This window comes from Dermatophilus congolensis (assembly GCF_900447215.1).
Classification (GTDB): Bacteria; Actinomycetota; Actinomycetes; order Actinomycetales; family Dermatophilaceae; genus Dermatophilus; species Dermatophilus congolensis_A.
In genome coordinates this window covers 1736029-1750632 of the sequence record NZ_UFYA01000001.1, presented here as the reverse complement: position 1 = coordinate 1750632, position 14604 = coordinate 1736029, and the positions used below count along the sequence as shown (strand labels likewise).

Sequence of the window (14604 nt, the reverse complement as noted above, 5' to 3'; positions counted from 1 at the left end):
GGCGAAAAGGTGGTGACGGGATGCGCGGGCACCCCCGCAAGCGGTACACACCGTGCACCCCCAGGAGGATATGTGGTTAGCCTCTGGCGGCGACAAGGACGATGGCTCGCCTCCCCGGTCCGCCTTGTCCCCATAGCGTTCATCCTTTTTATGGCCCTTGGCGCAGCACTGCTGGCTTTACCGATCTCTCATCCCGGCGAAGTTGACTACCTCGCCTCGGCCTTTACGGCAGTCTCCGCCACCTGCATCACCGGCCTGACTGTTGTTGACACAGCGACCTACTGGACCCCCTTCGGTAAGGCAGTCATCATCGTCCTTACTCAACTTGGCGGATTCGGCATCATGTCTGCCGCCACACTGTTCGCCCTAGCCGTCAATGGTCGTCTAGACCTGACTGGCACCCTCGTCGCCCAAACAGAAAAACAAACCCGCACCCTCGGTGAAGTGCGCCGCGTCATCACCCGCATCGCCGCTGTCATGCTCACTCTCGAGGTCCTCGCCGGCGTCATCCTCACCATCCGGCTGCTTATCCGCGGGGAACCCTTCAGCGGCGCTGTGCTCCATGGCTTCTTCTACTCCGCCATGGGATTCACTAACGCAGGATTCACCCCCGACGCCGGGTTGGTGAATTACGTCGGTGACCCCTGGATTATGTGGCCGCTGTTCCTGCTTATTATCCTTGGCAGCCTTGGCTACCCCGTTCTATTCGAGCTGCAAACCAAATGGCGGCGTCCCCACCACTGGAGCGTCCATATGCGGCTGACCTTCTGGGGATTCCTTTTCCTCATGGTTGTTGGCGTGGGGTATTTCGCGCTTTTCGAATGGAATAACCCCGGCACTCTGGGTCCACTTAATGTGATGGGAAAAATCAATGGTGCCCTCGCCGGAGGAATCATGCCCCGCTCCGCAGGATTCAGCGCTGTTGACTACGCCCAAATCACTGACGAGTCCACCGTCGCAACCATCGTCCTGATGTTCATCGGTGGAGGGTCGGCAGGAACCTCCGGCGGCCTGAAAGTATCCACCTTCTTCCTCCTGGCTTTCGTGATCCTCGCCGAAATCCGCGGCGAACACGATGTCACCGTCGGGCACCGCAGCGTGTCGAATGCCACCATCCGACAGGCCCTGGCAATCGCGCTCCTATCAGTCGGCGTCGTTACTGCAAGCGCCGTCATCCTTGTTTCACTCACTGAACTTCCACTCATCGCCGTACTCTTCGACGTGGTATCAGCATTCGCTACCTGTGGACTATCCCTAGGCATCACCCCTGACCTGCCCCCAGGGGGGCAGGTACTCCTGATGGTGTTGATGTTCATCGGACGTGTCGGCACCGTCACCGTTGCCTCCGCTTTGGCGCTGCGCACCAGACAACGCCACTACCACCTACCCAACGAAGCGCCCATCGTCGGCTGACGCACACGGCATAACATCAACCCAAGGAGAACCACATGTGGCCTCGCCGAATGGCACGCGAACCTGAATCCATCCTCGTCGTCGGTCTGGGGCGTTTCGGATCCTCAGTAGCCCAAAGCTTGGTCAAGATGGAAAAAGAAGTCATGGCCATTGATTCCGATGCTGACCTAGTCCAACGATTCGCTGGCGAATTCACCCACGTAGTTCAAGCCGACGCCACCGACAGTGAAGCCCTCAACCAACTCGGCGTCAGCAGCTTTGACCGAGCCGTTGTTGCCATCGGAACCGACATCGAAGCCAGCGTTCTAACCGTCCTGTCTCTTTCCGAGATTGGCGTAGAAGAGATCTGGGCAAAAGCAGTCACCGATAAACACGGCAGCATCCTCGAACGCGTTGGCGCCCACCACGTCGTCTACCCCGAACGTGACATGGGCAAACGCGTTGCCCATCAAATCGTCGGATCGCTCTCGGACTACCTCGAATTCGAGGGATACGCGCTCGCTCGCACCACCGCGCCTGCGATTTTGTGGGGAGTGCCCTTCTCACGCTCAGATATCCGTTCGCGCTACCGCATCACCATTGTTGGCATCAAACGCGAAGGAGAATCCTTCACCTACGCCGAGTCCGAAACGATCGCCCACCGCGGCGACGAACTCATCATTTCTGGCAGCGTCAAAGCAGTAGAAAAATTCTCTGCCCTGCCACACGATGATCCTGAAGATTCACGAAGCTGAAACCTCAACAGCGTCTAGCTCATCCTCAGGCGTACAGGAGAGAATGAGCGCATGCGCCTCATCCTCATCCGCCACGGACAGACCAGCTCCAACATCGACATGCTGTTGGATACCGCAGAGCCCGGAGCAGATCTGACCGACTTGGGGATAGAGCAAGCAAAAGCCATCCCCGCAGCCCTTGCTGAGGTCAACATCGACCTCATCGTTACCTCCACCCTCGTGCGCACTCAGCAAACAGCGGCACCACTAGCCGCCCAACGCAACCTCACGCCATGGATCCGCGAGGGAGTGCGCGAAATCTCTGCTGGAGATCTCGAAATGCGAGGCGACTTGGAGGCACTGGAGAGCTATCACGGGATGCTCATTAGCTGGAAAGACGACTTCACAACCAGCAAAGTCAACGGTGAAACCGGACAAAATGTGGCGGATCGTTACAACCAGGTTCTAGAGGAGATTTATCAGCACGTGGGTGAAGACGGAACGGCTGTTGTCTTCTCGCACGGCGCGGTCATACGTGGATGGACTGCCATGTTCGTCTGCGGAGTCGAATTCGACTACGTCGTAAAAAACTCACTTGCCAACACAGCTGCGGTCGACATCGTCGGCAAGCCAGGGCATTGGAGCCTTGCGCACTGGGGAGACCATCCTCTAGGCGTCAGTGATCCGCTCCCCGCTATGCCGATCTACGAAAATGAGTAGAAGTAAAGAAAGAGCAGTCGAGGCCAAGCGGTCCTATCAACACGTACCCACTGCGCTAGTTCACGCACAGCGAAAAATGCTGTGGGGTACAGGTTTACGTCCTGAATGGGGTGCTTCTTGGCCCACATCTTCGATGTGAAGTAACCAAAACAGATGCCTATGGGCGCCATGTAACACAGGACAAGTGGGCTCCAATGCACACCAGCTACGCGCTCAAGAGCGCAGCTTTACCTCCAGCAGAGACATGACACTTCCGGCTAAAAATGCGCCATACGCTGACGAAAGATGCCGGGCATATTTTTCTTTGCCCCGCCACTTCAAGCGCTGCTTAGTCCCTAACGCACTACAGAGAGAGAAAAATTCCACAAAAACTGCGCGCTTAATACACGACATAGGGGGGCTGCGTCCACCCCATTCTCGGAAGACGTTCAGCGGGACTTTCGGATACATACGGTCTTTGTGCGGATACTAGTTTCATTATGACCAGTGACCCCAAGCGCACATCCGAGGAACAGTCCCTAGTGGGCCGCGGCGGAACCGAGGCGTTGTCGTCGCCGAACACGGCAACGGCAGCCGTGCGCCGTCGCCGTGCCTACACGCTCATCTGGTTAACCCAGTTCGCGCCGGGAAGCGCCCAGCTTGTAGGCGGCAACAAACGACTGGGGCGGTTCGTCATACGCCTACTCATCCTGTTCGTGCTCGCCGCCGCAGTCATCATCGGTCTGTTCTTCTACAACCGAGCCTTCGTTATCAACACCTTCGCGCGGCCACCCGTACTGTGGGGACTCGCAGCGGTCGTACTAGCCTGCGCCGTCGGCTGGGCATGGCTGTTCATCGACGCCGTCCGCCTCAGCCGCCCAGGTACTCTCCCCAAGCGAACTCGCCTCGGCGTCTCACTTTTGGCCGCGATGCTTATGGTCATCTCCTGCGGCACACTCACCTGGAGCGCCAACGTCATCCGCGTTGGTGCCTCTGCTGTTTCTGGAATGTTTGGCACAGGAATGGCCGCTAAGCCAGTACAAGGCCGTTACAACATTCTTCTGCTCGGCGGTGACTCAGGTGCAAGTCGTGAAGGTCTACGCCCAGACACCATCATGCTCGCCAGTATTGACGCAGACAGTGGCCGCACTGCCATGTTCGGCTTCGCTCGCGACACCGAAAACATCAACTTCCGCCCCGGAACTACCATGAGCAGGCTCATGCCTCAAGGATGGAACTGCGGCGACAAATGCCTCCTCAACGGTCTCTACACCTGGGCCCACCAAAACGCCTCCAAATTCCCTGCAAACTCTGGAGACGTCGGTGTCCTAGCCACCAAAGAAGCCATCGAATCCCTCTCCGGTATCGACATTCAGTACTACGCACTCGTCGACCTCAAAGGATTCCAACGATTCATCGACGCCGTCGGCGGTATCGATGTTGACGTCCGTAAAGCAACCCCCATTGGCGGTGGGACCTCCCGCATTAAGGGTTACATCCAGCCAGGTCACCAGCACCTCGACGGATATCACGCCCTCTGGTACGCCCGCTCCCGCGAGGGTTCCAGCAACTACGAGCGCATGCAGCGCCAACAATGCGTCATGACCTCAATGCTCCACCAGCTCGACCCAGCAACGGTCATCACCAAATATCAAGAACTTGCTGGCGCCGCCGGAAGCACTCTCGGCACCGACATCCCCGCCTCTCAACTAGGCACCATGAGCGACCTGGCAATCAAAGCCCGCGACCAGAAAATGACTAGCGTCAACTTCACCCCGCCGATCATTAACCCCTGGAAATACGACCCCCAGGTGATCCGCAACAAAGTCGCGGAAGCTATCGCCAAGACTGAACGCGCTGGAGAATCCGCAAGCTCCTCTTCCCGAGCCAGCTCGACCTCTCGCGCATCAGCAAGCCATAGCCCTCACTCCACCAATGGCCTCAAAAACGACAACGTCATCTCTCCCCGCGGAGAAAACATCCCTGGTGCTCCCGGACAACAGCGAGCCACCGGTAGCAGCACGAGCAGTGCACACCCCACCCGCGGTTCTCGCTCCACCACAACCGCATCCCCCCGCCCCAATGGCTCCAGCAGTGCCTCAACCGGCATGACCGAGGACCTTGCTGCTGTGTGTTCGGCAGGATGAGTTCGATGAGCAACCAAAACCCAACGCACTCAACGCCACCGGTCGACGCTCTAGGGCAATTCGCCTCTGAAGAGAGCTGGCCACCAGTCACCGTCATGATCCCGGTTCTCGACGAAGAAAACCACCTCGACGCTGCTGTACGACAAGTTCTCGCCCAGGATTACCCAGGCGAAGTGGAAGTCATCCTGGCAGTCGGCCCCAGCAAAGACCGCACCGCTGAGGTCGCTGCCGCGCTCGCTGCTGCCGATGAACGCGTTACCGTCGTCGAGAACCCCTCAGGGCGCACCCCCGATGCACTCAACGCTGCCATCGCCGCTAGTCACCACCCCATCATCGTGCGCGTGGACGGACACGCCGAACTCTCCGAGGGCTACATTCGCCTGGCTGTTGCCGAACTGCTTCGCGTCGGTGCCGACAATGTTGGCGGCATCATGAATGCCCAAGGACGAACCACTTTCGAGAAAGCTGTCGCATGCGCCATGCGCAGCAAAATCGGTGTTGGCAACGCCCGTTTCCATGTCGGGGGAGAAGCTGGCCCAGCCGACACTGTCTACCTCGGTGTTTTCCGTCGCCGCGCTCTTGAAAAAGCAGGCGGATACGATCCCCACTTCACCCGCGCCCAAGACTGGGAACTCAACCACCGTATCCGCCAAGCAGGCGGAACAGTATGGTTCACCCCTGCCCTGTCTGTTACCTACCGCCCTAGGGGATCTTTCTCTGCCTTAGCTACCCAGTACCGCAACTACGGACGGTGGCGCAGAGTCGTGGCAGCCACACATGAAGGCACAATCAATCTGCGCTACTTGGCGCCTCCTGCCATGGTCCTAGGCACCGTCGCAGCCACTGTTTTAGGAACGGTATGGCATCCAGCCTGGATCGTTCCCGCTGGCTACCTCGCCGGAATCACAGCTGGAGCCCTCTCAACCAGCCGCGGTGAACCTCTAAAAGTACGAGCCACTCTTCCTGCGGTTCTCGCCACTATGCACTGGTCTTGGGGCATTGGATTCATTACCAGCCCAAAGGAACTACGCGAAGTCTCTCCCACGCACAACGAAGAAGGCGCCACGGCGACTACGCTTGACCAACGGTGAAAAGTCTCATGATCGTGGCCACTGCGGTGGCCACTGACGCTCGCGTCCTCAAAGAAGCAACAACCCTCGTCGCAGCCGGCCACACCGTTCACATCATCGGAAAAAATGTGCCCGGCGACTTTGTGCCGCCTCCTGGCGTCACAATCTCCTCCGTCGGAGCCTCTTCCGTGCTCCGTAAACAAGGAGCCCAATCCCTCTCCGGCCGTAAACTCTCCCCCCCCATGGCCTTCGCTCGATGGGTCATGCTCCCCACTCACCGCAATTCCACCTTTGCCAGATTCGGTGAAGCCGCTGAACATATCGCGCACGAGCTGGTCATCAACGGTGATGGATTCGACGTAGTCCATGCCCACGACTTCACCTCACTGGAAGTTGGGGTCAGGATTGCCGCACACGCCGCTGTGCCACTGATCTATGACACCCACGAGTTCTGGTCAGGGCGCTCCCGCGAATACCGCCCCACACCGCTGCAAGATGCACATGAGCGACGCCTCGAAGGTGAACTCGCAGCGATGGCGGCAGCCGTAATCACCGTCGGAGATGGCGTCGCTGAGGCCCTGCGGCAGCAATACAAAGAAAACAACTGGCCACACATCACCACGGTCCGTAACTCCTTTCCCGCCCTGCCCGAAGACATCACCGCTTCCCTGCCCGATCTGCCCGAAAAACCTCATGGCATCATCTACGCAGGACGTATCGGCGCCCACCGCGAACTCGAAACTGCCGCCGCAGCAGCAACAACGCTGACTAATGAAGGAATAGATGTTCGTCTCATGGGGCCAGTGGACAACACCTGGCTCAACAGTCACGACACCGGAGCAGCCACCATCGTTGCTCCCACCCGCCCCGACGAAGTCGACGCGCACCTGCGAACATGCGGCCTGGTCCTGGTAGCTCTTGCCCCCGGCTGGAAAAACCATGAGCTTGCCCTGCCCAACAAACTTTTCCACGCCGTCCGTGCTGGAGTGCCCATGGTTGCCTCCGACATCGGTGAACTCGCCGCCGTCGTCCGCAAATACAACCTTGGTACCCTCTACACCCCCGGCAACTCAGACAGCCTTGTCCAGGCCACCCGAGAAGCCATTGCCAAATACTCCGACTTGTGCCAATCAGTACAAGCCGCACAACACGAACTCAGCTGGGAAAGTGACGGCGCAGCCCTCCTATCGGTGTACGACTCTCTCTCAGGAGCCACACCACCCCACCTCCCCCCGACAACGAAAACGCAACACACCACCGCGCGCGTAGTTCGGGAACCAATGGCCAGAGCAGTAAGAACATTGCGTGCACACACACGAGCAAGCACGCGGAAAGGTGAGTAGCCGGTGAGTTCTGACTCGGTCGAACAAGAGGCGGGTCGCGCCGTCACCAGAGCTGTCGACGGATCCATCATCCGCGCCGACGCGGTCCCGTACCACAAATACGAGCCGCATCGTGCAGGACTTCCCAACCTCAAGGTTTACTTCAAAGACCTCTGGGAAAGAAAGGAGTTCGCCGTCGCGAACTCCCGAGCAGGGATGCGCGCAGCAAACACCATGACTTTCTTCGGACAGGCATGGCTCGTCATCAACCCCCTTCTGCTTGCCCTGGTCTACTTCATGCTGGTCACCGTCCTGCAACGCAAGGGATACCAACCCAGCCTTCTAGCCCACATCACCGGTGGCATCTTTGTCTTTTACTACTTCCAAGGCGCAGTACTGCAGGGAGCTTCCTCTGTTACTGGAGCAGGAAAAATGGTGGTAAACACCTCTTTCCCGCGGCTTCTGCTGCCTATGACATCGGTACGCACCGCCCTCTTCCGATTCCTCCCCACCATCCCCGTCTACTTCATCTTCCACATCACAGCCGGTAATCCCTTCACCTGGGCTACCTTCATCATTGCCCCGATCTTCTTGGCCCTGCTCACCCTTTTCACTTTTGGGCTCGCAGCGCTTTTCTCCACCGCCCAGGTGTACTTCCGTGACACCAGCAGCTTCCTGCCATACATCATGCGAATCTGGCTGTACGTATCTCCCGTGCTGTGGACGGTGGATCTCATTGACCGTTACCCGGTCATGAAAGCTCTCATCCCCTTCAACCCCCTGTACTCCCTCATCGGTGGGTACAACCAGGTACTTCAAGAAGGCGTCGTTCCTTCGCTCGACCTGTGGCTCATGGCCATCGGGTGGAGCGTGGTATCTGTCGCCGCAGGTTCGTTCTTCTTCTTGTCGAGGGAGCGTGAGTTCGCTGTCCGTCTCTGATAACACCCCCGCAACACCGGGCCCTGGTACCGACGGAGGCGCCAAAATGACCGAGGAACAAAACAACCGCGAGGCACAAAAGCTCGCCGCACAGGAAAAAGCCCGCGCAGCATCTGCTGAGCGCGCAGCTTCCGAAGCTAAACCCGGCAGCAACAGCGAGGCACTTGTCGGTGGCGTTTTCTCTATGCGCTCAGGCAAAAGCGCCAAAACCGGTTCAATCCGCTATCGCGGTGAGAAAGAGCAACTGCGCGACAACACCGGCCGTACCGACCTGGCAGTCTCAGTGCAGCACCTGCACATCACTTACCGCACCACCTTCGAGCGAGTGCCAACGTTCAAAAACGCCATCGTCCGTGCCGGACGAGGCGAACGCGCAGTCATCGAAGTCAACGCGATCAACGACATCAGCTTCGATGTTCCCAACGGCACTGCCATAGGCATTATCGGCGCCAACGGAGCAGGGAAATCCACCCTCCTACGCGCCATCGCCGGCATCCTCCCACCCAACCACGGGCAAATTGAGGTGTGGGGTAGAGCCAGCACTCTCTTGGCCCTCGGTGTCGGATTCAACGGCATGCTCTCCGGGCGCGAAAACATCATCCTCGGTGGGCTTGCCTCAGGTCTGTCACGCGCGGAAGTAGAAGAACGGGCCGAAGAAGTTGCCGAATGGGCCGAACTGGGAGCATTCATTGATGCACCCATGCGCACGTACTCCTCTGGTATGTACTCCCGCCTAGCCTTCGCTGTGGCAGTGCACATGAAGCCCGATATCCTCATGATCGACGAGGCGCTATCTACCGGTGATGCCACCTTCCGCGCCAAAGCCAACGCGAAAATGGCCGAACTGCGTGCCTCCGCGCGAGCAATGTTCCTCGTTTCTCACGGTCTGTCCAGCATCAAAGAAATGTGCAATGACGCCATTTGGCTGCACAAGGGACGCATCATGATGCACGCCTCCCCAGAGGAATGCATCGATGCCTACACCGAATTCGTCAAGGTCGGAAAAACACCTGCCACCATGGACGAAATCTGACCTCGTGACCATCGAGCAGGGGGCGGATAGTACTAACAGGTTCGCTCCGCCCCCGCTCACCTGGTAAACGTGGACCATGCGTTCTTCCTACGACGTGTCCTTCGTGACAAGCGGTCACGATGTCGCTGATGCCCGCCTGCATCGTGAAGTGCAGGCCCTGGTGGCCCGCGGCATGTCCGTGGAAGTTCTCGGACTCGGTGACCCTGCAGACGGCCCCACCTGCGCGTCTGTGCGAACGTGGAAACGCCCGCACATCATCGCTCGAGCTCCACTGGCAGCCAGGATGGCCGCTTCAGCCGGTGGGCGTGTTCTGGTCACCCTCGACCCTGACTCAGCAGTCGCTGCAGGAACCATCGTCATGTCTTCCGGTCGAGTTCTTGTCGTCGATATTCATGAAGACTACGCAGCCCTCCTACGTGACCGGCCATGGGCAAACAAAGCAGCAGGATTACCTGGCATCATTGGAAACGGTATCGTAGAAGCATTTACCACCATCGCCAAACGAGCCGCGCTAACTCTTGTCGCTGACGATCACGTACCTCCACTGGAGGCACGAAATCGACTCGTTCTGCGCAACGAGCCCGTGCCAGCTCTCCTGCCAGACCCCGCCGACCCCGACCCCAAACCCCGGGCTGTGTATATCGGTGATGTGCGCAGATCCCGAGGTTTATTCGCAATGATCGAGGCGCTACGTCTGGCTCCGGACTGGACTTTGGACATTGTCGGGCCAGTAGCGCCCGCCGACGCAGAAGAACTCACTGCTAGCTGCGATAGCGACAACCGCCTAGCTGAGAGAGTCCGCCTGCATGGACGCCGTCCGCCACACGCCGCATGGGAGATAGCGCGCGGAGCCTGGGCAGGTTTAGTACTTCTCGCTGAGACTCCTGCCTTCCAACAGGCACTGCCAAGTAAGCTCGGCGAATACCTTGCGTGCGGACTGCCAGTAATCAGCACCGACCTGCCGCGACAGCATGATGTTCTGGCCGACACGGAAGCCGGAATCCTCGTGCCGGTAGGAGAAGATGCTGCTGTCGGTGCCGCAGTTGCTGCCCACATGCAGAAATGGTCCGAGCGGCCAGAGATCCACGCCCGCGCCCGCGCCGCTGCGCTCACCGAGGCTACCCGCCTGCGATCTGCGCGCAGCGGCTACGACGACTTCGCCGACGCTATTAGTGAACTTCTTACAGTCCGCTGATAATTCATTTTCAAGCGGGAAGACGCGCGCGAATCACCCAGCCTGACGACGGGCCACAGCGCCCAAAACACGGCAGAATGAACCCCGGACGCCTCACACGCGCTTCCACCGCCGCCGCAGGCCCAACTCCACAGCACACGACAAAGCGCCCAACGAGAGGGAGGCCACTTCCATGAGCGCGTCCACCCCGAACAACGCACGACGAGCCGCGAGCAAAGCGGCACGAAAGGCACTACGGCTCGCGCTTGGTCCGCAATCACCTCTTCGAAAAGCTTTGCCTGATCCGGTCAAAACACAGCTGCGTGTCGTACGACGTCACCTACCCGCCGCCGCCGTACGCATTGTCGACGCCAGCACAGGCAAAACCCCAGCAGCACCGATCGACCCAGCGGTACTGGCCGCAGCCTCCCGTCGGCCATTCCTACCCAACGAACCTGTTCGAGTATGGGTAGCCCCCGCGAACTTCGCAGGCCAAGGAAAAGCCTGGGCAGACGCGATGGAGACACACATCACCGGCGTCGGAGCCCGCTCCATGGCTGTTAAAGGAGCTATCCGATTCCCCGTCGATCAAGAAGTAGCCCCTGAGGCCTACCGCGACATCGGCTGGCAAAAAGAGCAAGAAAAATACGTCTTTGCTCACTACACCCACGCCCTCATCGAAGCCGAACGTCCCCTATTTGGAACCCGATACGGCAATACCTGCGAGATCGAAATCAACCGGCTCACCGAAGCGGGGCTAGCTGTTGCGTTGATATCCCACGGATCTGACCTACGCATCCCTTCTAAACACGCACAAATGTTCCCGCACAGCCCCTTCGATGACCCGGAGGACAGGACATACCAAATCCTCGAAAAGCGGGCCCTCAACAACGCCCGCATCATCGAACAGTTCGATGGGCCCGTTTTTGTTTCCACCCCAGATCTCATCGACTATGCCCCGCGCGCCCACTGGTGCCCCACCGTCATCGATACCTACCACTGGGATTCAGACTGGCCCCTCCTGGCACGCCCTATCCCACGCGTGGTGCACATTCCCAGCAACGGCAAGCTCAAAGGAAGCGACTTCATCGACGAGATCTGCACCCAGCTCGCTGAAGAAGGGCACATCGAATACCGCACCCCCCGAGGCGTATCTCACACTGACATTCAACGCGAGTTCAGCGAAGCTGACATCGTTATCGACCAACTCGTCATGGGGTTGTACGGAGTAACTGCAATTGAAGGACTCGCCGCTGGCCGCGTAGTTGTGGCATTCCTGGGTGACGTGGTGCGTCAGCGTGTCAAAGAAGTCTCCGGACTGGATATTCCTATTAAAGAAGCAACTGTAGAAACCCTGCGCGAAGTCCTCCTCGATATCATCACCGACCGCGATAGCGCCCGTGCCTTCGCCGCGAAAGGGCCGGACTACGTCGCCGAAATTCATGACGGGCGACTATCAGCGAAAGTGCTCTCCGAGCATTTCACCGGCGGGAAAATTGCTACCGCCACCGACGCACTCGCTGAACGCGAAGCCGAACCAGTAGCCCCTTTCAAACCTGTCCCCGATCTCACCGCTGCACGACGAGTGTTCATCGGGCCAGCTAACCTCGCCGGGCAAGGGACAGCTTGGGCACGCGCCCTGCGCACTCACCTAGATGGCGTATCCGCTACCTCGATGGCAACCCGCGGCCATCTCCTGCGCTTTCCCAGCGACTATCAGATCGACCCAACATTCTTTTCCGACGAAAGCTGGAGCGAACGGCAAGAACGCTATCTCGGCGAGTTCTACACGCACATTCTCATCGAAGCGTTGCGGCCCGTGACCGGTTTCCGACATGGAACCCGCGCCACCGGCGAGATACCAGTACTGCGCGAAGCAGGCCTAAACATCGCGCTCATCGCCCACGGCGCAGATGTGCGCGTTCCCAGCATTCACCGTAAAGAACACCCTTGGTCTCCTTACGGCGAAACCTGGGACGGTGTGCCCTCCCTCGAGGTTCTGGAACAACGCGCACAACGCACCATCGAAGCGATGACCCAATTCTGCGGGCACACGTTCGTTTCCACTCCTGACCTACTCGACTACGTGCCTCAGGCGCGTTGGTGCCCAATCGTCGTCGATGTCGACTCTTGGCAAAGCGAAGAACAAAACCCCCACGAAGGGGTGATGCGCGTGATGCACGCCCCCAGCCACTCGCTGTTGCAAGGAACGATGCTTATCGAACCAGCCGTCACCGACCTGGCCCGCAAAGGCGTCATCACATACTCCAACGTTGGTGGCACTGCGCCGAGCCGTATGCGGGCCCGATACGCAGCAGCCGACGTCGTTCTCGACCAATTCGCGCTTGGCACCTACGGTGTCACTGCATGTGAAGCGATGGCGGCGGGACGAGTTGTCGTAGGGCACGTGACCGAAAAAACCCGCGAACAAATCACCGCGGACACCGGTCTAGAGCTACCTATCGTTGAGGCTAAGCCAGATCAGATCGAACAGGTGCTACGCAGCCTGGCAGAAGATCCACAGCGGAGAATAGCGCTCAGTCAAGCAGGGCAAGACTTCGTTCGAGCAGTACACGACGGCACTAAGTCAGCAAATGTCCTTGCCACCTGGATCAACTGACCCCGCACCTTCCTGTCCCCATAACGGCAAACGGTGCGTGTGCGTAGCAACCCGCCACGCACACGCACCAGCAGCTGCATGCATGACCCACCACGTCGAAACATGCAGAGCTGAACTGGCCGCAACACCCAAAGCACTTAGCGCAATGAGATAACCGATTGCCTCATACCGTGCGACACGGGTATCAGGAACACGCACAGACCCCGCCAGCGTCACCAGCACCCCCACTACGAACATGCCGTAACAAACAGCAATAGGAACACCGTACTGGGTCAGCAACTCCATAAAAGCGTTGTGAAGATTCGTCAGCTTCAAAGTTGCAGGAGCCGGATCATGCCACAACAAATACTCAAAAGAACCAGCCCCCGAACCAAGCCACCCAGAATCACGCAAATAACGCCACGCAGTCTTCAGTAACTGCAGCCGAAGAGTGTCTGAACGCCGCGTTTCTGCCCCAGCCTGCGCCACCAGCATCTGCATAACAGGATTACGCGCCACTAACGCTGGCACGGTGAAAGCAGCAACAACCCCACAGCAGATAACCCCACACGCCACCCTCACCAGCACACGGGATCGTCCAGATACGTCAGCACACCGCTGCCGCCAAACCAATGAACGTTCCCCACGACGAGTAAGCATCCGCCGCCGCACCTCCAACGCCAGCACAACAACCAGCGCCAACACCCCCGAACGGCTTTGAGTAACAACCACCGCCACACAACCAGCAGCAACCACACCCAGCACAACCACAGAAAACAGGCGCGAACGCGACTGCGCCGCTAACGCAATCGCCCCAACGATCATCGCCACCAAAGCAGTCGCGAAATTATTGGGATTGATATAAGTGCCCACCACGACAGGTTCAGGAAAAATAAACGGATTCCTCGCAGAGATCCACAAATGCTGCCGTGTGAAAATCTCCCACCCAGCTACAACAACTGACAACACAAGTCCAAAAAACCAGCCCAGCCGCATACTAGTCATCCCAACGCTGGTTGCTTGCGTGCACGCATAAACAGCTAAAGCCATAACAAAAGCCGTAAACAGTCGCGTCAACTCAAGCTCACCAGCACGTACGTCAGGAGTGCGAGCCAAAGCATACGGAGACCAGAAAACAAAAGCCGCAACAAAAAAGGGAAAAGCCCACGCAGCAGGTCGGAAAATGCGCGGGCCACTACTGATAAAAGCAACAAACGCTACGGCAGCGACAACACACAAAAAAGCGTTCTCTAGCCCCATCTCATGCAAGGGAAGAGAGACCAAGCCGCCAGCCACAGTAAAAACAACGGCGCAAGCTCCCCCCGCAGCGACGAGATAGGAAAACCACGTCACCGACAGCGGGCGAGAAGTGTTGAATTCGCCACTGGCCAGTAAGCCTGACGCCTCATCAATATCTTCGCCTCGCATAAGAATTGAGCGTATCGGCGTTACGGCCCATACAGGGGATACGCCACCGTGAAAACAGTCAGGAACT

General features: G+C 58.5%; 11 protein-coding genes. 10 read left to right on the top strand and 1 reads right to left on the bottom strand.

The features are described from left to right. Positions 1–72 precede the first annotated feature (72 nt). From DXZ77_RS07705 to DXZ77_RS07660, 10 genes are all read left to right on the top strand, one after another. Positions 73–1413 carry a TrkH family potassium uptake protein gene (locus tag DXZ77_RS07705; RefSeq protein WP_258553208.1) on the top strand — a complete coding sequence of 447 codons (1341 nt, stop codon included), beginning with the start codon at positions 73–75 and terminating at the stop codon, positions 1411–1413. A gap of 50 nt (positions 1414–1463) precedes the next feature. Beyond that, a complete protein-coding gene (locus tag DXZ77_RS07700; RefSeq protein WP_028326714.1) occupies positions 1464–2147 on the top strand; it encodes a potassium channel family protein in 684 nt (227 codons plus the stop codon). Positions 2148–2198: 51 nt separating this feature from the next. Next, on the top strand, positions 2199–2846 hold the full coding sequence (locus tag DXZ77_RS07695) for a histidine phosphatase family protein (protein ID WP_115031164.1): 648 nt from the start codon (positions 2199–2201) through the stop codon (positions 2844–2846). 479 nt (positions 2847–3325) lie between these two features. Then, complete coding sequence (locus DXZ77_RS07690; RefSeq protein WP_115031163.1) at positions 3326–4972, top strand: LCP family protein; 1647 nt, start codon at positions 3326–3328, stop codon at positions 4970–4972. Positions 4973–4977: 5 nt separating this feature from the next. After that, the gene (locus DXZ77_RS07685; RefSeq protein ID WP_115031162.1) at positions 4978–6063 is read left to right on the top strand and encodes a glycosyltransferase family 2 protein; all 1086 of its coding nucleotides are present in this window, start codon (positions 4978–4980) and stop codon (positions 6061–6063) included. Between the two features lie 8 nt (positions 6064–6071). Continuing rightward, entirely contained in the window at positions 6072–7385 is a 1314-nt protein-coding gene (locus DXZ77_RS07680) for a glycosyltransferase (RefSeq protein ID WP_115032753.1), read from the top strand. A gap of 3 nt (positions 7386–7388) precedes the next feature. Next, entirely contained in the window at positions 7389–8303 is a 915-nt protein-coding gene (locus DXZ77_RS07675) for an ABC transporter permease (protein WP_258553207.1), read from the top strand. A 46-nt stretch (positions 8304–8349) separates the two neighbouring features. Next, positions 8350–9336, top strand: a complete 987-nt coding sequence (locus DXZ77_RS07670) for an ABC transporter ATP-binding protein (protein ID WP_197697054.1) — start codon at positions 8350–8352, stop codon at positions 9334–9336. Between the two features lie 76 nt (positions 9337–9412). Continuing rightward, positions 9413–10531, top strand: coding sequence for a glycosyltransferase (locus tag DXZ77_RS07665; RefSeq protein WP_115031161.1), 1119 nt, complete (start codon positions 9413–9415; stop codon positions 10529–10531). 172 nt (positions 10532–10703) lie between these two features. Next, positions 10704–13130, top strand: a complete 2427-nt coding sequence (locus DXZ77_RS07660; RefSeq protein WP_115031160.1) for a glycosyltransferase — start codon at positions 10704–10706, stop codon at positions 13128–13130. Here the strand turns inward: DXZ77_RS07660 and DXZ77_RS07655 are convergent. Next, positions 13098–14537 carry an O-antigen ligase family protein gene (locus tag DXZ77_RS07655; RefSeq protein WP_181816070.1) on the bottom strand — a complete coding sequence of 480 codons (1440 nt, stop codon included), beginning with the start codon at positions 14535–14537 and terminating at the stop codon, positions 13098–13100. The genes DXZ77_RS07660 and DXZ77_RS07655 overlap by 33 nt on opposite strands. Positions 14538–14604: the final 67 nt, after the last annotated feature.